The organism is Massilia sp. NP310, assembly GCF_019443485.1.
GTDB classification, from domain to species: domain Bacteria; phylum Pseudomonadota; class Gammaproteobacteria; order Burkholderiales; family Burkholderiaceae_D; genus Telluria; species Telluria timonae.
Genome location: NZ_CP080379.1, coordinates 3918479 through 3937269, shown reverse-complemented (window position 1 = coordinate 3937269; position 18791 = coordinate 3918479). Strand labels below are relative to the sequence as shown.

Sequence of the window (18791 nt, the reverse complement as noted above, 5' to 3'; positions counted from 1 at the left end):
GGACATATGAGGGAATAAGTCTGACAGCTACCCATATCAGGCACGGTAGCAGATTACATCGTCGAGGTAGCTCAATACCGGGGATGAAGTCCGGGATTAAATGGATGCGACTAAGTGCATAGGCGACGACCAGCACGCACAGCGCTTGGCAATCAGGGCGTCCATGGTTCTTTACAGGCGCACCAGAGCTGAACGGCTTTGTTGCACAAATAGGCCCCGTTCAGCGGTCTAGCGTGGGTGCGGGGTAAACTGACGACATGACTGCCCCAGCAAAACCAAAGTACCGAACGACCAACTGGAAAGACTACAACACGGCGCTGAAGGCGCGCGGCTCGCTGCTCATCTGGCTGGACAAGGACATGCGCTGGCACGGCAGTGCCAGCGGCAAGCGGGGCCGGCGACCGAAGTACAGCGAGGCGGCAATCCAGTTCTGCCTGACCATCAAGGGCTTGTTCAATCTGGCCCTGCGCCAGGCGATGGGCATGGCGCAAAGCCTGCTCAAGCTCGCTGGCCTGGACTGGCAGGTGCCTGACTTCAGCACCGTTAGCCGGCGCCAGAAATATCTACCGGTAACGATCGGAGCGCAGCCGACTGTAACCGGATTGCACCTCCTAGTCGACAGCACGGGCATTAAGATGCTGGGCGAAGGCGAGTGGAAGACCAAAAAACATGGGGCCGACTATCGTCGTCAGTGGCGTAAGGTCCACCTTGGCATTGATGCGGCCACGCTGGAAATCCGGGCCATTGAAGTGACCGACAACGCCACAGGCGATGCGCAGATGCTGCCATACCTGCTCGACCAAATTCCCGCCAGCGAGACCGTCGCAAGCGTCAGCGGTGATGGTGCCTACGACACCAAAGACTGTCATGAAGCGATCGCGCAACGTGGGGCACAAGCGGTTATTCCAACTCGTAAGAACGCCAAGCCATGGAAGGATCGGCGTCCAGGCGCCACAGCCCGCAACGCCATCCTGGCGGCCACGCGTCTACTGGGCAGGAAAATCTGGAAGAAGTGGAGCGGCTATCACCGGCGCAGCCTTGTCGAGACCAAGATGCGTTGTTTCAAGCTGCTCAGTGAACGCGTTATGGCACGTGATTTCGACCGTCAGGTCGCGGAACTACAGGTCCGTGCCGCCATTCTCAATCGGTTCACCCGGTTGGGCACGCCTACGACTATGGCGGTGAGCATGCCGTAATTCCGCCTGGGGTTTGGGGAATTACGAACTCTGCTGATTTATGCAACAAAGCCGAGCTGAACTATAAACAATGCAGCGTTAAGAATCTGTTAACTCACTATCGCAGCATGCTCCGCACTGGGCCAAAGTCACGCAGGCTAGTTGAATAAGGGTAACGAAACTGTCGGCACATCCAGATGCCTTGATAGATCAGCGCTGTAGCCGATTTCGGAACATAGTTTAAACGTGCATCAAGTGAGTTTCCTCTCCGTCTTAACAAGATCTATGCGAGAGTAGTCCGCTTTTGGCCGAAGGCAGACGTTCAGAATAGCTCAGTGTACGGTGTTGCCGTCAGGACAGGCAAGGGTTTTTATTAGGCGCTCTTATTGTTTTATTTTATTATTCCAAGCCGCTTTATTTGTGCTCACTCGTTGCGGACGTCCGTAGTTCAATGAACTTCTCGTCTGAGATTAGCTCATCCTCATACTGGAATCGATCGTTAATCACTAAATGAGGAGAGATGCTTATCATCTGATGCATTGGCCCAACAAGAACTGAACTGGGAATAAATACTCTTTTGATCAGAGGCTTGTCTTCCCATTCCTTTCGAATGTAAATTTCGCCAGGAACATGAAAATACCATGGGCGGTTGCTATATGCCGAAAACTGTACACTCACAATCTCCTGTAGCAAATGGATTGCTTCTAATGCTAACTGCCGATCGTTGTGGTCGGTGTCAGGATTAAAATGTATTGCCTTATTTCTTTTTTGACTCAAACTCCTAAAAAGCTCGGCGGTCTCAGGTAGTATCTCAGCCCACGATTCGAGTGTATCGATCGCCGTCGGCCAGTAGTCGAATGAATCTTTGCGATAGATTTTCTTATATTCCGTAGAATCCTTGTGATAATCGCGAAGCAACAGCAATAAATGGTTAAGAATTCTTTCTCCGAGAGAGCATGCGGCAGTCAGCGCAGGATAATAGCTCCCGATAACAAAAGCATCTCGAATTTGTTGCAGAAATTTGTTGTGAAAGGCAGCAACGGAGAACGGTTTAGATTTGAGATCTGAAAAATTCTGCAACTTAATTTCAAGATTTTTCTCGCCATATTGGTGGCGAAGGCCATCAATCACTCTGGCTTGGGTCTGCTCATGGTGGCGTTTTGATTCTTCTGACCAATTCTCCCCAAGCGGTCGAGGAGAAGAGCGCGAGTGTCAAAATCAAAAGAGAAAACTCGGTGTCGTTTCATTTGGTGAGTGTTCCAGTTTTTTCTTCATGCAATGAAGATTTATTTGGGCAGCGTTGCATAATTGCAATGGGATTTAATTAAAGGAGTATTAAGGGTCAAAGCAACCTTATTGGCAAATAGGAGGCACGCATCAATATATGGAGGAGAAATATCAACAGCAAAGCCAAAGTCTTTTAAAGATGGCAAGCATAAATTTTGCAATTGTAAATCAATACTGAAAGAGTGTTCGCTGAATAAGGAAATTGTTATATAACGAATGGCCGTATTCGGCCGATGGCAAACGTCAGCTAGTCCAAGAGGTTGTTGCTATCCGAGCAAGTAAGAGGTTCTGTTAGGCGTTTTTTGGACCAAAGTGGCGGACCAAGTCTGATTTCCTTGCCTGATCTGTTACCCCTGCCGCCAAGTTCTGGAGGGCGTATCTGTTACCTGTATCCACTCGCCTTCCTCTCTATAGACAGTGTCGTGGTAACAGTTACCATGTCGTAAGAGCGGCTGCGGCATGATGGCCGCCAAGACCACCCTGCGCGCCGACGACTTGCCCGACAACCTGGGCAGGCTGCGCAGCGCTATCGAGCAGGCGGTGCCGCATGGCATGTCGCCCAAGACACGGCACGCCAGGGGCCGCGACGTCGGTTCCTGGAACAATCCGCCGCCGACCGTCGATGCCGGCTGGGCCAGGCTCAGGAACGAGTTCGACGAGATCTGCCGCAAGTATCCGAAGCTGCGGCATGCGAACCACTACAAGCACCTGGGCACCCTGGGCAGCGGCAACCATTTCGTCGAGGTTTGCCTGGACGAGGAAAACTTCGTCTGGCTGATGCTGCATTCCGGCTCGCGCGGCGTGGGCAATGCGATCGGCACCCATTTCATCGAGCTGGCGCGGCAGGACATGCGGCGCCACATGGTCAACCTGCCGGACCAGGACCTGGCCTACCTCGAAGAAGGCACCCAGCACTACGATGACTACGTCGAGGCGGTCGGCTGGGCCCAGAAGTTCGCGCGCATCAACCGCGAAGTCATGATGCAGAACCTGATCCACGCCGTACGCAGCGTGATCAGGAAGCCTTTCGAGACGCATGTGGAAGCAGTCAATTGCCACCATAACTATGTGCAGCGCGAGCGCCACTTCGGCAAGGACGTCCTGATCACGCGCAAGGGCGCGGTGTCGGCGCGCGAAGGCGAGCTGGGCATCATCCCCGGTTCGATGGGCGCGCGCAGTTTCATCGTGCGCGGCAAGGGTAATCCAGAAAGCTTCAATAGCTGCAGCCATGGCGCGGGTCGCGTGATGAGCCGCACCGAAGCCAAGCGCCGCTTCACGGTGGCCGACCAGGAGCGCGCCACGCGCGGGGTCGAATGCCGCAAGGACGAAGGCGTGATCGATGAAATTCCGATGGCCTACAAGGACATCGACGCCGTCATGCACGCCCAGCGCGAGCTGGTCGACGTGGTCCACACCCTCAAGCAGGTGGTGTGCGTGAAGGGATGAGCGCCCCATCTTCCACCAAGCGAGCCTGTCCATGACTGAAGACCAGAGCCTGACTGCCCGTCGCGGCAACGCGCCGGTTGCGCCACCCTCCGAGGTGCACGATCCGCAGCGCAATCCGGCGCCATCGACGCCGCCCGACAACCTGTGCCGCGCCGGCAGCTATGCCGGCCTGGTCACGGCGGTACGCAAGGCGCTCGAGCGCAACGCCGACTTCGGCAGCTGAATCTGCCGGGGATACTAGCGCCGCGCCAGCGACAGCAGGTCGGCCGGCGCGCCGAACTCGCGCTCCGGCGCCACCCGGCGCAGCGTCTCGATCGGCGCATAGCCCCAGCTGACCGCGCCGAAGCCGATGCCGGCGCGGCGCGCGGCGTCGGCGTCCGTGGTCTGGTCGCCCACGTACAGCGCCTGCGACGGTGGCGTGCTCGCCAGCCGCACCACCTTGCGGATGCGCGCGGCCTTGCCGAAGATCGACATGCCGCATTCGTACTGCCGCATCAGGGCCGCCAGCTCGGGCCCGAGCACGGCGCGCACGTTCTCCTCGGCATTCGAGGACACCACCGCCAGCCGCACGCCGGCGCGGTCGAGCTCGCGTAGGATCGGGCCGATGCCGTCGAACAGCGGGATGCGGCCGGCGCCGGTGACGGCGCGCATGCGGTCGATGAAGGAGCGCGAGGCGAACGGCAGCTTCCAGGCCGGCATGCCGACGTGGCGCATCACGTCGCGCGGCCCGTAGTGGCGCAGCCGCTCGGCCTGCTCGGCGTCGACCCGCCGGAAGCCGTGCTGGTCGGCGATATCGTTGAACACGCTCAAAAAGAAGGGCCAGGAATCGGCCAGCGTGCCGTCGAAGTCGAAGATCGCCAGGCGGTAGCTCATGCGGGGAGCCGGGAAGGAGTGGTCATGGCGCGATTATAGGAGACGGCGGCCATGGGGTGACGCCTGGTTTCCAATCGCCCGCGGGCGCCGCGCGCTGCTGATCCAGGAGCTCAGTGCGCAGCGCATCCTGGAGCGGGTCCGCGGCGCGCCGGTGGCCGCCTAGCGCATCGCCTGCAGCAGGCTGGCGCCATCGAGTGACTGGCGCAGCCGCGTCGAGTCGCGCCCCGGCGACAGGCCGAAGAAGCGCGCGTACTCGCGCGAGAACTGCGAGCTGCTCTCGTAGCCGACCGCATGGCCGGCGCGCGCCGCGTCCTTGGCGCCGGTGAGCATCAGGCGCCGCGCTTCCTGCAGGCGCAGCTGCTTCTGGTATTGGAGGGGGCTCATCGACGTCACCGACTTGAAGTGTTCGTGCAGGGTCGACGAACTCATGCCCACGTCGCCGGCCAGGCGCTCGACGCTCAGCGGGCGGTTGAAGTTGTCCTTGATCCAGCAGATCGCGCGCGTGACCTGGGCCATGCGGCCTTCGCCGCGCGCGATGTGGCGCACCACGTCGGCGTGTTCGCCGGTGAGCAGGCGATAGTGCAGCTCCTTCAACAGCAGCGGGGCCAGCACCGGAATGTCTTGCGGCGCCTCGAGCAGGCGCACCAGGCGCGCCGCGACGTCGGCCAGGCCAGGCGTGGTCTCGCTCAGGAACAGGCCGCGCGCCGACGCCGCGCCGCGTGCGCGTGGCATGGGGCGCCCCGGCAGTTCGAGGTCGAGCGCGGCCAGCACCTGGGGATCGAGGTCGACCCGCAGGCACAGATAGGGTTCTTCCTTGCTGGCCTGGGTGACGCAGCCGGTCACCGGCAGGTCGACCGACACCACCAGGAACTTGGCCGGGTCGTAATGGAAATCGTTGCCGGCCAGCGACACCAGCTTGGCGCCTTGCGCGATGATGCAGACCGCCGGCGCATGCACCACGTGCAGCGGTTCGGTGGTGCGGTCGCTGCGGATCAGCCACATGCCGGAAACGGGGCTCTGGTGCATGCCTTCGATGGGCGCATGGCGGGCAATCAGGTCGGCGAGTTCACGGATCGCTTGCATCGTCGTTCTCCTCGTGGCGGTGGCGGTTCATGCGCCTATTACACCCTATAACGCGCGTGAAATGCTCCGCAAGGATTGCCCAATCCTCCGGCTACACCACGCCGCCGTTGGCGCGCAACACCTGGCCGTTGACCCAGCCGGCCTCAGGGCCGGCCAGGAAGGACACGACACGGGCGATATCCTCCGGCTCGCCCAGGCGCTCCAGCGGCGGCAACCCGGCGAAATGGGCGATCTGCTCGGGCGTCTTGCCGTCGAAGAACAGCTCGGTCGCCACCGGGCCCGGCGCCACCACGTTGACGCGGATACGGCGGCCGCGCAGCTCCTTGGCGAAGATCTGGCTCATCGTCTCGACGGCGGCCTTGGTGGCGCCGTAGATCGCGTAGCCGGGCGGCTTGAGGCCGACCACGCTGGTGGAAAAGTTGACGATGCTGCCGTCGTCGTTCAGGCGCGTGGCCGCTTCGCGCATGGTGTTGAAGCTGCCCTGCACATTGATGGCGAAGGTGCGCGCGAACAGTTCGTCGCTGGTATCGGCCAGCGGCACCGTCTTGAGGATGCCGGCATTGTTGACCAGGACGTCGACCTTGCCCAGCTCGCGCTCGGTGGTGTCGAACAAGGCGCGCACCTGGTCGGGCTGGGCGACGTCGGCCTGGATCGCGATGGCCGTATGGCCGGCGGCGCGCAGGGCGGCGACGGTTTTCTCGGCTTCCTGGGTATTGCTGGCGTAGTTGATGGCGACGCGGTAGCCGTCTTCGGCCAGGCGGCGGGCGACGGCGGCGCCGATGCCGCGCGAGGCGCCGGTGACGATGGCAACTTTGGATGGGGTCATGGATGCTCCTCGGGTTGGTTGAGGACTCCATGATGCGCTGCTATCGGAAAAAGATCATTCCTGCGAAACCACCATCATTGTTTCGTTGCGGATAATATTTAGTAGCAGGGATTATTATTGGCAGTCATGCAGACGGTGGCGACCCGTTTGCGTTCCACGTAGTCCGGCCGTGGGACGCTGCCGTCGTCCGGGCAAGCGCCGGGGCCATTGCGGTTGCAGGCGACCGACTGGATCGTGTAGATGTGCTTGACGGTCGCTTCCGGCTCGCCGTTGGCGCCGGGGTGTTGGCCTTCGCGGAAGACGCGGTAGGAGCAGGTGACCGTGACCCGGAAACCGCTGTCGTCGACGAAATCGCCGAGGTCCGTGGCGGCGCCCGTTTGCGTGCAACGGCTGCCGAGGCCCTGGTAGACCCATTCGATGCCGGCGCGCGCCGCCAGGCCGGCGCGGGCGCCGAGCAGGGACTGGTTGACGGTGGCCTGCTGGGTATTGGTCAGCTGCAGCAGGGCCACCGCGATCCCGGCGACCACCACCAGGAACACGATCGCCGCGATATAGGCGAAGCCGGATTGGGGGCGCGCTTGGCTCATGGCACGTTGTCCACGTGGGCGCCGATGGTGAGCGGGACCGACTCGCCCTTGTCGCTCAGGGTCAGCTGCAGCTGGATGAAGCCGCTTTCCTGGGTCGCGCCCTGGTTGGGAGAATAGATGAAGGCGCAATGCGATACCTTGTCCGCCACCAGCGCGGCGCCGGCCGGCGCCGCTGCCGGGCAGGTTTCGTTGAAGTGGAAGCTTGCGTCGGCGAGGCGGTACAGCTTGCCCGCGCCGGTGCCTCCGGCCAGCTCCGCGCCGAGGCACAGGTAGGTGACGACTTTTTCGTCCTTCGGCACGATGACGAAACGTCCGCCGTCATAGCCCGGCGGGACCCGGATGGGGGCGTCGAGGGTGATGCTGGACACCCCGGTGGCGGCGTTGGTGGGAGCGCCCGATGCATTGACGATGCCGACGTTCACCTGGTCATAAACGTCGCTCGTGTTCTGGTTGCCGATCACGATGGCATCGCCCGGCACGGGCGCATTGACGTAGTCGGTCAGCACGTCGAAGCGGTCCCTGGTTTCGGTATCGTCGAGGAAGTCGCCGGCCACAGTGTTGCCTTCGATGTGGGGACCCATGCGGTAGCGGCCGCCGTCTTTGGTCGGCACCAGTTCCATGCACGTTGACGATCCGAGCCGCAGCGAATTGGGCACCGCGCTGCGCACTTCGCCGACGATCTTGCGCAGGGCCGTGTCGGCCTGGTTGGTCAGCGCCGCGCGTTGCCCGACCAGCAGGTAGCTGCGGATCGCCGGCAGCAGCTGCAGGACGAGCACGCCGCCGATGATGCCGATCAGGACGATGACGACGATCAGCTCGACCAGCGTGAAGCCGCGCGCGAGGGGGCGCTTCATGGCTGTCATGGCCTGGTCCTCCAGCCGGTGAGCTGCAATTGCTGGCCGCCGCGTTCCGTCACCACCACCTGGATGCGCCGGACATTGTCTGCATCGGCGATGTCCGTCAGCGTTGCCGGTGTGACGCTGACCGCGACGTCGTAGCGGTCGAGGCCTGCGATCGGAGCGCCGGCCACGTCGACGATGCCGCCGCTGGTCGCATATCCGTTGTAGTGAGTGACCTCGGTATAGTCGGCGCGGTTTTCAGGCTGTGCGGCGCTGCCGCCCTCTGTGACGTAGGGCTTGAGCATGACCTCTTCCATCATGGTTTCGGCAATGGCCAGCATCTGCTGGGTGATCAAGGGGTCGGCGCTGGCAACGTTGGCGCGGTTGTAGACCGCGACCAGGCCGGCCAGCGCCGTACCCACGATCGCGATGGCGATGATCAGCTCGACCAGGGTCATCCCGGCCATGCGCTTAATTGACAAGACCGGTCCTCCCGTCGACGTGGATCGTGCGCCGCACGCCACTGGAATCGCTGACCGTGATGTCGAAGCCCGCCAGCGGCGCACCATCCGCCGCGGCGGCGACCGTGCCGTCCGGACGGAAGAACAGGGCGGGCTGCGGGTTGTTCATGCTGACCTTGCCATCGTTGCTGTCGAAGGTGCCGTCTCCGGCGCCGTCGAGCTGCAGGTTGCAACCGGCCATGCCGGCAGCCGTGCTGATGCGCAGCTCGAGACGCCGCTCGAAGGTCGTCACGCACGCGATGCGGCGCTTGGCCACCGCGCTCTTCTGGGCGGTGCGCAAGGCGCTGGCCACCTGGTCGCCGAAGACGACGGCATTGATGCTGTTCCCGCCCATCAGCCGCGGAATGCCGATCGCGGCCAGCACGCTGATCAGCACCATCACCGTGATCAGTTCGACCATCGAGAAGCCGTCCTGGCGCCGCCATGCGCGCTTCAATTGAACACCTCGCGCATGTGGATGATGCGTTTGCTCTCGGGCGCGAAGATGCCGAAGGTGGCGCGGCCGGATGGATCGGCGCAGCCGCCGAGCGATTGCAGCCAGGGCAGCTTGGCGCCAGCACTGGTGCGGATCGGGTCGGCCTTCAGGCAGGACTGGTCGTGCGTGGTGTCGATGCCGAGGTTGAAGGCAATGTTGATCCAGCCCGCCGCATCGCCCTGGACTGGCAATTTGGCCTTGCCGCCATCGAGCTTCAGATCGGAAAAGACCTGGGTCTTGGGCTTGGCGCCGCTGCCGTTGGCGTGGGCATGCGAGGTCTGGGCGATGGCTGCCGCAGGCACGATGGTGAAGTCATCCCTGTTGTTGAGGAGCCAGCTGGCGCCGCTCCAGTATTCCACCGTGACCGGTAGATCGAGCGTGGAGCCAGCGCGGCCGAACAGCGTGGCGATGCGCAGACGCCCGCTGCGAATTTCCGGCTGAGCTTTTTCATGACTATCGTCGCCGCCCGAGCCGACCGTATTGTCGGCGTTCTGCGCGCGCAGGCGCATCACGCCGGGCGCGAGCGGCAGTCGCTTGCCATTGGCGTCGGCCGGCGAGGAATAGGTGGGATTGGCGCGCGCCACGCCCTTGGCAAAGGCGCTCGCCGCGATCGTCGCGGATCCCAGGACACCGCTGTTCGGGTTCGCTGTCTTGCCTTCCTTGTCGTAGGCAGTGAGCGTGACAGTCTGGCTGACGATGCCGTCCGAATAGTTTTCGGTCGCCTGGCCCGCGGCGTTCATTGCCGTGACCTTGACGGGAATCGGCTCGCCCGCATAGAAGAAGTCGAGCGGCTTGCGTGGCTCGTTGAACTGCTCGACCAGGAAATACTTTGGAATGACCGGCCCGACGCTGGTGCAATGGTCGGTTCCGTTGGTGGCCTGCGTGCTCCCCACGGTGTCCAAGCCGGTGTTCAGGAATGTCGTCTCCGTCTTTGCCGTCAGCTGAAGGCTGCCGGCTTCGTTCCACGACACCGCCGCGGTGGCCTTTCCTTCGCCGAACTCGAATGCTTTCTTCGTGAGTTGACCGGCTATGGCGCCGACCGGACGCACGCAGTTCAGGGAAATATTCGTCATGGTCGCGCTAGGCGGCAGCTTCGCCTTGTCGAAGTTCGCCGTGACCTTGTTGTTCTTGCTGAGCGCCGACACTGCCACATCGAACGTATCGCCCGCGTGGATCGGCCCTGCCGGCGCTGTGAGACCGAACTTGTATGGTGCGACGCCAAAGGTGGCCTCGCCTTCCACTTCGCCGGACTTCGCTTTCAGGCCCAACTCACCGGCATCCTCGTAGGCCAGCGTTACCTTGGCGTCGCCATACCTGTCGAACGAGGTCGCCAGGGTTTGCGCCTTGCCGGCAGCGCAGGCGAGGGCGATGCCGCTGCCGCCGGTCACGTTCAGGGTTTCGCCGCCGGTGCCCGGCCGGACATAGGCGCAGCTGTATTCGACGTCGATCGTCTGTTCCTTGAACTTGGCGACGCAGGAGTCGGTGTTGTCGCTTTTCTCCCGGGCCTTGATGATCGCCTGGATGCTCTCGCCCGCCCTGAAAGGCTGGACCTCGATCTCGAAGCCGGCGCCGGCAAAGCTCATGTCGCAGCTATTCACGCTGTTCTCGTCGGGAGCACTGCGGATGCAGCGTACCGGCGTGGTGCCGCCGGACGTCAGGCGCAGCGTTTCGGAGCCCACCGTGTTGCGCGAGACGGTCGCCTTGACCGTGCCGGTGCTGCCGGTGTCCGCGCTCACGTTGCCGGGGAATAGCTTGACCTGCGCGCCGCCGGTGAACTTGCTGCTGCAATCGGCATTGGCGCAGGCGGCGACCGTCACCGATTCCGGCGCGCACACCGAGCCGCTGCCATCGTGCGAAATCAGGAAGTGGTCGAGCGCCCCGGCTGCCGGCTTGGGTGCCTCGCAGCGTGGCCCGTTGGCGGTATTGACCGGATAGTCGCTCTGGTTGTCGACGCAATCGCAGTAACCCGGCCGCGTGCCCTTCTTGCAGAAGATCTTTTCGCTGACGCGGCCATGCCAGTACAGGGTCGCGAAGTCGACCGCCGCATTGCCGTTGATGAGCGCATCAGAGGCTTCCAGCTTGAGCTGGCCGGTGTCGACGTCGCCGTTGATGCGCACCGCGTGTCCCATGGTGAGGTATGTCGACGCCGTGACCTTGCCGGTGACGATGCTGCTGGCCGCATACATCTCGATTTCAGGCGAGGTGATATTGCCGTTGACCGTGCTTCCCGACGCCAGCGTGAAGCGGCTGGTGGCGACGATATCGCCTTTCAGGGTCACCGGCGAGCCGGTGGTGACGACGGTGCCGCTGATCGCGCCATCGATGTTCGCGTGCGAGCCGATCGTGATCGGCCCTTTCGAGCTCACCGTGCCGACGATGGTCGACGGGGAGTTGAGCGTGATCGAGTTCGTGCCGCTGACCGGCCCGCGGATCGTCGAATGGGAGCCGACCGTCAGGACGTCGCTGGCCTTGACCGTGCCGGTGATCGTGACCGAAGCGTCGGTGGTGATGGAGGTGCCGGTGACATCCGCGCCGACGGTGCTGCTGGAGCCGATCGACACCTTCCCCGTCGCGGTCACGCTGCCGCTGATCTTGACCGATGAGTTGGTGGTGACCTGGGCGCCGCTGACCGAGCCGTTGACGATGCCGCTGGAGCCGATCGACACCTCGCCGGCCGACGCCACGTTGCCGGTCACGGTCACCGAGGAGTCGGCCGTGATGGACGAACCGCTGACTCCCGCGCCGATGGTAGTGCTGGAGCCGATCGACACGGCTCCCGTCCCGGCCAGGCCGCCGCTGATCTTCACCGACGAGCCGACGGTGACCTGGCCGCCGCTGACCGAGCCGTTGACGATGGCGCTGGTGGCGACCGACACCGCGCCTTTCGAGACCATATTGCCGGTGATCTGGAAGCCCGCTTCGCCCCCGAGCGTCATGGAGCCGGCCGTCACGTTGGCGGTCACGCGGACCGGCCTGGTCAGGGAGAACTCGCCGGCCGCGTCGAACGAACCCCCGGAGATTCTGATCTTTTCCGGGTTGATCCCGTTGAGGTTGATGGAACCCCCGCTGCTCAGGCGCGCGCTGCCGGACATCGACACGCCATAGTCCCAGCCCGGACTGATACTGGATCTGATATGGACGCTGTAGCCGTTGGCGATCGCCATCGAGTCGTCCCATGCGCTCGAGGGCAGGTTGCCGCAGGTGTATGCCTTGCCGTCGAGTTGGCAACCTTTCACCCTGCTTCCATTGAAGGCATGCACCTCGCCAGCTTGCGCCGGCGCCTGCGTCAGGCACAGCACGCACAGCAGCATCCACGTCCACAGGCGCAGCGCTGGAATTGCTGTAAGAACGAAAGGAAAATGCACGAAGACCCTGACGCTAAGCGTAATTCCCGAAAGTGTGCACCGGATTGCCGCCAGGCGACAATAAGTTTTTCACTTCGGCAACGATCTGGTCGCATTCCCGCCCAAGAATGCGTTCCCCGGACAACGGTGTGTGACTATCATGGAAACAGACTTACAATAGTTTCCACCTTACTAACGCTTGCGGACACCATGGCCCATATTCAACCAGCCGGCTGGCGCGAGATGGCCGTCACCGGCGCCGCCGCGCGCGAGATCGAAACCCTGGCCTACCTCGAGCAGCGCCTGGCCGACACGCCGTACGTCATCTACCACGGCGTGCACTGGACCAACGTCGAGCAGGGGTACTCGGTCTATGGCGACGTCGACTTCATCGTGCTCGCCCCGAACGGCCGCATCCTGGTGATCGAGCAGGTCGCCGGCTTCCTGAACGAGACGCCGGAAGGCCTGGTGAAAAGCTACCAGGGCAAGCCGCGCAAGATCCGCAGCCAGATCCTGGCGACCATCGAGGGGCTGACCAAGCGCTACCACGGCACGCTGTCGGTCGACTATCTGCTGTACTGCCCCGACTACATCGTGCGCGACCAGCAGCTGGCCGGGATCGACCCGGACCACATCATCGACGCCACCAACAAGCCCAAGCTGGCGCGGGTGATCCGCGAGTCGCTGCCCATCACCGACCGCACCGACGAATTCGACAAGGTCACGCGCTTTTTAGGCGACACGCTGAACCTGCGGCCCGATCCCAGCGCCATGATCGGCAACGCGGTAAAGATGGTGACGCGGCTGTCGGGCGGCCTGGCGACATGGGCCCGGCGGCTGGAATTTTCTCCGTTCCGCCTGCACGTGATCGGCACCGCCGGCAGCGGCAAGACCCAGCTGGCGCTGGCCGAATACACGGCTGCGCTCGACGCCGGCCTGCGTCCGCTCTACGTCTGCTTCAACCGGCCGCTGGCCGACCACATCGAACGCCTGGTGCCGGCGGGCGGGCGGGTGGCCACCTTCCACATGCTGTCCGACGCCTGGCTGCGCGCGCAGGACGTCACGCCCGACTACGGCGCGGCGGACGTCTGGGACAAGATCGAAACGTCGATGACGGGAGCCGAACTGCCCGAGACTTGGCAGTTCGACGTGGTGATCGTCGACGAGGGCCAGGATTTCTCGGTGGCCTGGCGCGACATCGTGCTGCGCATGCTCAAGCCTGACGGGCGCGCGATCTGGATGGAAGACCCGGACCAGAACCTGTACGGCCGCGCGATGGTGCCGCTGCCGGGCTGGGTCACCCTGCATTCGCACACCAACTACCGCAGCCCGCGCCAGATCGTCGACATGCTGACGGCGCTCGGCGCCGCGCGCCAGCCGGTGGAGGCGGGCAGCCCGTTCAAGGGCGCCGACATCGAGGAGCTGACGTATCCGGAAGGGGACGAGGAAGCGATGCTGGCGCAGACGCGGCGCGCCGTGACCTCATGCCTGGCTGCGGGCTTCGGGCGCCAGGACATCGCGATCTGCGCGTTTCGCGGACGCGAAAAATCGGCCATCCTGAAGCTCGACCGGTTGAGCGATTCGCACACGCTGCGCTCGTTCACCGGGGCCTATGACTTGTTCGGCAACCCGGTATTTCGCGAAGGAGGCTTGTTGGCGGAGTCGGTGTACCGCTTCAAGGGGCAATCGGCCCCGGCGCTGATCTTCACCGAGATCGATTTCGAGGAACTGGACGAACGCGCGCTGCGTAAACTCTTCGTGGGAATGACGCGCGCGCGCCTGAAGCTGGTGCTGGTGATGAGCGAGCGCGCCTCGCTGCAGATGCTGGACCGGATGAGCGGCCCGGGCGCCACGGCGTGAAGCGCGCGCCACCGGGCCCGCGCCGGCGTATAGTCGGTGCATCCGGCCACATCGGCAGGGCACAGGAGGCAGCATGCGCGAAGCGACCCCGGGCACCACGTTCCACGGCCTGCCATTGACCGCCGAACAGCATAGCGAGATCCAGCATTACATCCACCGCCGGCAGCGCGCCGGCGAAGACTGGGACACGCCGGAACTGCAGGCCATGCTGGCCGACATGCTCGATCCGCCCGAGGCGGCCGTCCATTCGCGAGCCGACGACGATGCGTCGACCGCGGCCGAACGCTTCACGGCCGGCCGCGACGACGGCGAAGAGCCGATGCCGCATTGAGACAGTACGAACATTATTTTGTGCGCCGCACAAAAAAGCTGTTATACTCGGCTGCTCGATCAGGCCACGCCTGGTCGAAAGTCCTCCGATCCGTGACCGCGCCTGTGCAGTGCGCGACTTTCCGGAGGACGTGTTTTCGGTATGTCAGTCAGCCTGTACAGCGGACGCACCGCGCAGATAGCGCGGGCGCCCATAGCTCCGGCACCACGCAGATAGCATGGGCAGGAGCGGCGATAAATCGGTAATGCTTTGAAACGAAGCCCGCAGGATGCGGGCTTTTTTTTCATCCCTCTCCTGGCGCTCGATGCCGGGCCCCACGATCCCCCCGCATCAACGACGCCCGGCGCCTGCCGGCGCCGCACCTCCAGGAGAACCCGCATGGCAAAAGAAGAACTGATCGAAATGAACGGCCTCGTGTCGGAAGTGCTGCCCGAACTGCGTTTTCGCGTCGAGCTGGAAAACGGCCACAAGATGATCGCCTACACGGCCGGCCGTATGAAGAAGAACCACATCCGCATCCTGATGGGCGACCGCGTCACGCTGGAGCTCTCGCCCTACGACCTGACCAAGGGTCGCATCGTGTTCCGCCATCTCGAGTCGCGCGGACCGGCCGGCCCGCGCCGCGCCCCGCAGCGCCGCCGCTGATCGATCGGCGCAGGCAGGGCGTGCGCCGCCCCGCCTGGAACTTCAGGCCGCCAGCGCGGCCGGATTCTCTGCGCTCGCCGCCATGTGACGGTTCACCGCCGACAGCACCGACTTGAACGAGGCGGTCACGATATTGCTGTCGATGCCCACGCCGAACAGCGTCGGGCCATTCCCCACGCGCAGTTCGACGTAGCAGGCCGCGCGCGCATCGGCGCCCGAGCCGATCGCATGCTCGTGGTAGTCCATCAGGCGGATCTCCAAGCCCAGCGCGTTCACGAAGGCGTCGATCGGACCATTGCCGGTGCCGGCGAAGGCTTGCTGCGCATGGTGGCGCGCCACGTTCACGTCGAGCTGGACCTCGTGCTCGCTGTCTTCGACCATGCGGTGCGAGATGTAGTGATACGGCTCGTCCTGCTCCAGGTATTCGCGCGCGAACAGGGCGTGCAGGTCGCCCGCGTTGATCTCGCGGCCGCTCTCGTCGGCCACGCGCTGCACGGCGCGCGAGAATTCGATCTGCAGGCGCCGTGGCAGCTGCAGGCCGTATTCCTGTTCCAGCAGATAGGCCATGCCGCCCTTGCCCGACTGGCTGTTGACGCGGATGACGGCGTCGTAGCTGCGGCCCAGGTCGGCCGGGTCGATCGGCAGATACGGCACTTCCCAGATGGCGTCGGGCTGCTGCTTGGCGAAGCCCTTCTTGATCGCGTCCTGGTGCGAGCCCGAGAAGGCGGTGAACACCAGGTCGCCCGCATACGGATGGCGCGGATGCACCGGCAGCTGGTTGCAGTCCTCGACCAGTTGGCGCACGGCGTCGATGTCCGAGAAGTCCAGGCCGGGGTTGACGCCCTGCGTGTACAGGTTCATCGCCAGGGTGACCAGGTCGACGTTGCCGGTGCGTTCGCCGTTGCCGAACAGGCAGCCCTCGACGCGGTCGGCGCCGGCCATCACCGCCAGCTCGGCGGCGGCGACAGCGGTGCCGCGGTCATTGTGCGGGTGGACGCTGATGACCAGCGATTCGCGGTTGTTCAGGTGGCGGCACATCCATTCAATCTGGTCGGCATAGACGTTCGGCGTCGCCGCCTCGACGGTCGACGGCAGGTTGACGATCATCTTGTTATCCGGCGTCGGCTGCCATACGGCGCTGACCGCGTCGGTGATCTGCTTGGAGAAATCGAGTTCGGTGGTCGAGAACGATTCCGGCGAATACTCCAGGCCCCATTGGGTCTGCGGATGCTGGGCCACCAGTTCCTTGATCAGCTGGACGCCCTTGACCGCGATCTGCACGATCTCGTCGCGCTCCATGCCGAACACCACGCGGCGGAACACCGGCGCCACCGAATTGTAGACGTGGACGATGGCGCGCTTGGCGCCGACCGCCGATTCCACCGTGCGGCGGATCAGCTCATCGCGCGACTGGGTCAGCACGATGATGGTGACGTCGTCCGGAATGTGCTTGTCTTCCACCAGCATGCGCACGAAGTCGAAGTCGGTCTGCGAGGCGGACGGGAAGCCGACCTCGATCTCCTTGATGCCGATCTTGACCAGCATCTTGAAGAAGCGCAGCTTCTTCTCGACGCTCATCGGCTCGATCAAGGCCTGGTTACCGTCGCGCAGGTCGGTGCTCATCCAGATCGGCGGCGTGGTGATGGTGCGGCTCGGCCACTGGCGGTCGGCCAACGGGACGGCGGGGAAGGGACGGTATTTGGTGGCGGGATTGTTCAGCATGATCGGGGCTCCTGATGGGGTGGTCACTGGGCGACCTTGTGGGTCTGCGAGGTGGCGGAGGCTGCCGGACGGGCCACGAAAACGCTAGGCCCGGCAACCGATCGGTAGCTTTAGCAGCAGGCGAATGCCTGCGCGCGAGCCTGCCGCCAGGACGAGCCCGGTGGGAAAATGCGATGGTGCGAAAAATGGCGTGGTAGACATCGGTGCGAATCCTACTGCTGTTGGGGCCGGCGGAGCCGGGACGTACGGCGGAGCGTTACGCGCGTAGTAGCAGGGCAGCCAGCGATAGCGCGCCGGCGGCTGGTAGGGAGGTCGACAGATGCAGGGTGAAAGACATAATTTCGACTTTAAGGAACTCTTGGCCGTATGTCAAGCGGGAAAGTGCCGGTTGTGGAAAAGAAAGTACGGGAAATTCGCCGCGTTGATTACGTGGGTTGTTTGGCGAAAGTGTCACTTCGACGCCGTGGGGCGCACTGGCGATGCAGTTTATGCAGCTACCATGGCTGAGAACAGCGGCCGGTAGTTTGCTGCGTGGTAGCATCGAAGACGGACCTTTTTGGAGAGATTCATGACTCGCCGTTCCGTGACCGACACTGCCCGACTTCGCCTCAAGCTGTGTGGCGCCGCCGCCCTGATGCTGCTGTGCTCCGCCTGTGGCGACGGCATACCGAAGGACGAGGACGACGAGGATGGCGGCGAATCTCCCCCGCCGCAGGCCGCGCTGTCGATCCTGGCGGGCGATCCGACGATCGAGGGCACGATGGACGGCGCCGGCACGGCTGCGCGCTTCAAATGGCCGCAGGGTATTGCGATCGATGCCGATGACAATCTGTATGTCGCGGACACCGGCAACTTCGTCATTCGCAAGATCACGCCGGCAGGCGTTGTCACGACGGTGGCTGGGGCGGCCGGCACCAGCGGCTTTGTCGATGGCGACGCGGGCAATGCCCGCTTCGGTAATCCGGTGGCCGTGGCGGTGAACAGGCGCGGAACAATTTATGTCGCCGATAATCTGCGCATCCGGAGCATTACCTCCGCTGGACGCGTCAGCACGACGGCCACGATCCCCATCGGGAACAACGTCAGCGAGGGCCGGCTGGCCTCCGTGGTGCCTGGCGCGATCGCGGTCGATGCTAACTATAACCTGTTCATCACCAACAGCTACAGTACGCGCAGGATTGCGGGGGACAATACACTGATGCTGGAAGGCCAATCCGTCGTCAACAACCTGACGGGGGGGAGCCTGTTCGAGCCGCGCGGCGTGGCGGTGGACAACAACAACAACGTGTTCGTGTTCGACCTGGATCGCGAGATCAGTCGCTGGAACCCGAACGGCGTGATTGGCGTCAACAATATGATTTTCCTGGCCGGCGCGGCGAATGCCCGGGGATCGAACAACGGCGTCGGCACCGCCGCGCGCTTCGAGCAGGTGGTGGCGCTGACGGTCGACCCGCGCGGCAATGTGTATGCAGCCGATGCGATCAACAACCTGGTGCGCAGGATCACGCCGGAAGGCGTGGTCACGACGGTGGCGGGCTCGACACGGTCGACCACCCTGCGCACCGGCGACCTGCCGGGCAGCCTGGCCGACGTGCGCGGCATCGTCACGGATGGCAAGGGCAATCTGTATGTCACGTCCGGCAATGCGGTGGTCAAGATCAGGCTGCCGTAGGCGCTGACCCGCATCTTCGGATGATCGTGCAAGCTTCCCGGATGATCGAGCTACCGCGCGCCAGCGCGTGCGCTGCATACTAGCCGGAAGCGGAAGAGCCGGGAT

At 63.4% G+C, this 18791-nt stretch carries 16 protein-coding genes and 1 pseudogene; 7 read left to right on the top strand and 10 right to left on the bottom strand.

What is annotated here, in order from left to right; genetic code table 11:
* Positions 1-257: 257 nt before the first annotated feature.
* Positions 258-1196 (top strand): IS5 family transposase, encoded by a 939-nt coding sequence (locus KY496_RS17315; RefSeq protein ID WP_219861580.1) that lies wholly within the window; start codon positions 258-260, stop codon positions 1194-1196.
* Between the two features lie 393 nt (positions 1197-1589).
* On the opposite strand, the gene KY496_RS17310 is transcribed toward KY496_RS17315, so the two are convergent.
* A complete protein-coding gene (locus KY496_RS17310) occupies positions 1590-2306 on the bottom strand; it encodes a hypothetical protein (RefSeq protein ID WP_219861714.1) in 717 nt (238 codons plus the stop codon).
* Positions 2307-2912: 606 nt separating this feature from the next.
* On the opposite strand from KY496_RS17310, the pseudogene KY496_RS17305 reads away from it, so the two are divergent.
* Both KY496_RS17305 and KY496_RS17300 read left to right on the top strand, forming a co-directional pair.
* Positions 2913-3908, top strand: a pseudogene (locus KY496_RS17305) (RtcB family protein); the annotation flags it as partial.
* 31 nt (positions 3909-3939) lie between these two features.
* On the top strand, positions 3940-4131 hold the full coding sequence (locus KY496_RS17300; protein WP_005664542.1) for a hypothetical protein: 192 nt from the start codon (positions 3940-3942) through the stop codon (positions 4129-4131).
* 14 nt (positions 4132-4145) lie between these two features.
* Here KY496_RS17300 and KY496_RS17295 read toward each other — a convergent pair whose 3' ends face one another.
* The 8 genes from KY496_RS17295 to KY496_RS17260 form a co-directional block, all read right to left on the bottom strand.
* Complete coding sequence (locus KY496_RS17295) at positions 4146-4781, bottom strand: HAD hydrolase-like protein (RefSeq protein WP_005664543.1); 636 nt, start codon at positions 4779-4781, stop codon at positions 4146-4148.
* A 159-nt stretch (positions 4782-4940) separates the two neighbouring features.
* Positions 4941-5864 (bottom strand): AraC family transcriptional regulator, encoded by a 924-nt coding sequence (locus tag KY496_RS17290; RefSeq protein ID WP_219861712.1) that lies wholly within the window; start codon positions 5862-5864, stop codon positions 4941-4943.
* Positions 5865-5955: 91 nt separating this feature from the next.
* On the bottom strand, positions 5956-6690 hold the full coding sequence (locus tag KY496_RS17285) for an SDR family oxidoreductase (RefSeq protein ID WP_005664545.1): 735 nt from the start codon (positions 6688-6690) through the stop codon (positions 5956-5958).
* A 98-nt stretch (positions 6691-6788) separates the two neighbouring features.
* A complete protein-coding gene (locus tag KY496_RS17280; RefSeq protein ID WP_219861710.1) occupies positions 6789-7277 on the bottom strand; it encodes an MSHA biogenesis protein MshP in 489 nt (162 codons plus the stop codon).
* Positions 7274-8131, bottom strand: a complete 858-nt coding sequence (locus KY496_RS17275) for a prepilin-type N-terminal cleavage/methylation domain-containing protein (RefSeq protein ID WP_051205024.1) — start codon at positions 8129-8131, stop codon at positions 7274-7276. The genes KY496_RS17280 and KY496_RS17275 overlap by 4 nt, the downstream gene beginning before the upstream one ends.
* Before the next feature lie 5 nt (positions 8132-8136).
* Positions 8137-8598: a type II secretion system protein gene (locus KY496_RS17270; RefSeq protein WP_184240233.1), complete on the bottom strand. Its 462-nt coding sequence runs from the start codon at positions 8596-8598 to the stop codon at positions 8137-8139.
* The gene (locus KY496_RS17265; RefSeq protein ID WP_219861708.1) at positions 8588-9073 is read right to left on the bottom strand and encodes a Tfp pilus assembly protein FimT/FimU; all 486 of its coding nucleotides are present in this window, start codon (positions 9071-9073) and stop codon (positions 8588-8590) included. Before KY496_RS17265 ends, KY496_RS17270 begins: the two co-directional genes overlap by 11 nt.
* Entirely contained in the window at positions 9070-12423 is a 3354-nt protein-coding gene (locus KY496_RS17260; protein ID WP_219861706.1) for a DUF6701 domain-containing protein, read from the bottom strand. The genes KY496_RS17265 and KY496_RS17260 overlap by 4 nt, the downstream gene beginning before the upstream one ends.
* Positions 12424-12666: 243 nt before the next feature.
* Between KY496_RS17260 and KY496_RS17255 the strand changes: the two genes are divergently transcribed.
* The 3 genes from KY496_RS17255 to infA all read left to right on the top strand — a co-directional run bounded on the left by KY496_RS17255 (position 12667) and on the right by infA (position 15292).
* Positions 12667-14316: an ATP-binding domain-containing protein gene (locus tag KY496_RS17255; protein WP_219861704.1), complete on the top strand. Its 1650-nt coding sequence runs from the start codon at positions 12667-12669 to the stop codon at positions 14314-14316.
* Between the two features lie 73 nt (positions 14317-14389).
* Complete coding sequence (locus KY496_RS17250) at positions 14390-14647, top strand: hypothetical protein (protein WP_005664552.1); 258 nt, start codon at positions 14390-14392, stop codon at positions 14645-14647.
* A 378-nt stretch (positions 14648-15025) separates the two neighbouring features.
* Positions 15026-15292 (top strand): translation initiation factor IF-1, encoded by a 267-nt coding sequence (infA, locus tag KY496_RS17245; RefSeq protein WP_005664553.1) that lies wholly within the window; start codon positions 15026-15028, stop codon positions 15290-15292.
* Positions 15293-15334: 42 nt separating this feature from the next.
* Here infA and leuA read toward each other — a convergent pair whose 3' ends face one another.
* Positions 15335-17017 (bottom strand): 2-isopropylmalate synthase, encoded by a 1683-nt coding sequence (gene leuA, locus KY496_RS17240; RefSeq protein ID WP_040775737.1) that lies wholly within the window; start codon positions 17015-17017, stop codon positions 15335-15337.
* Between the two features lie 565 nt (positions 17018-17582).
* Here leuA and KY496_RS17235 point away from each other — a divergent pair.
* A complete protein-coding gene (locus KY496_RS17235) occupies positions 17583-18686 on the top strand; it encodes a hypothetical protein (protein ID WP_219861703.1) in 1104 nt (367 codons plus the stop codon).
* The last annotated feature ends 105 nt before the right edge of the window (positions 18687-18791 follow it).

Bases quoted from the DNA above. Each gene is read 5' to 3' on its own strand.
- KY496_RS17275 (WP_051205024.1), bottom strand. From the start codon at position 8,131: ATGAAGCGCCCCCTCGCGCGCGGCTTCACGCTGGTCGAGCTGATCGTC.
- KY496_RS17295 (WP_005664543.1), bottom strand. From the start codon at position 4,781: ATGAGCTACCGCCTGGCGATCTTCGACTTCGACGGCACGCTGGCCGAT.
- KY496_RS17285 (WP_005664545.1), bottom strand. From the start codon at position 6,690: ATGACCCCATCCAAAGTTGCCATCGTCACCGGCGCCTCGCGCGGCATC.
- KY496_RS17250 (WP_005664552.1), top strand. From the start codon at position 14,390: ATGCGCGAAGCGACCCCGGGCACCACGTTCCACGGCCTGCCATTGACC.
- KY496_RS17235 (WP_219861703.1), top strand. From the start codon at position 17,583: ATGACTCGCCGTTCCGTGACCGACACTGCCCGACTTCGCCTCAAGCTG.
- KY496_RS17255 (WP_219861704.1), top strand. From the start codon at position 12,667: ATGGCCCATATTCAACCAGCCGGCTGGCGCGAGATGGCCGTCACCGGC.
- KY496_RS17300 (WP_005664542.1), top strand. From the start codon at position 3,940: ATGACTGAAGACCAGAGCCTGACTGCCCGTCGCGGCAACGCGCCGGTT.
- KY496_RS17260 (WP_219861706.1), bottom strand. From the start codon at position 12,423: ATGCTGCTGTGCGTGCTGTGCCTGACGCAGGCGCCGGCGCAAGCTGGC.
- KY496_RS17290 (WP_219861712.1), bottom strand. From the start codon at position 5,864: ATGCAAGCGATCCGTGAACTCGCCGACCTGATTGCCCGCCATGCGCCC.
- infA (WP_005664553.1), top strand. From the start codon at position 15,026: ATGGCAAAAGAAGAACTGATCGAAATGAACGGCCTCGTGTCGGAAGTG.
- KY496_RS17280 (WP_219861710.1), bottom strand. From the start codon at position 7,277: ATGAGCCAAGCGCGCCCCCAATCCGGCTTCGCCTATATCGCGGCGATC.
- KY496_RS17315 (WP_219861580.1), top strand. From the start codon at position 258: ATGACTGCCCCAGCAAAACCAAAGTACCGAACGACCAACTGGAAAGAC.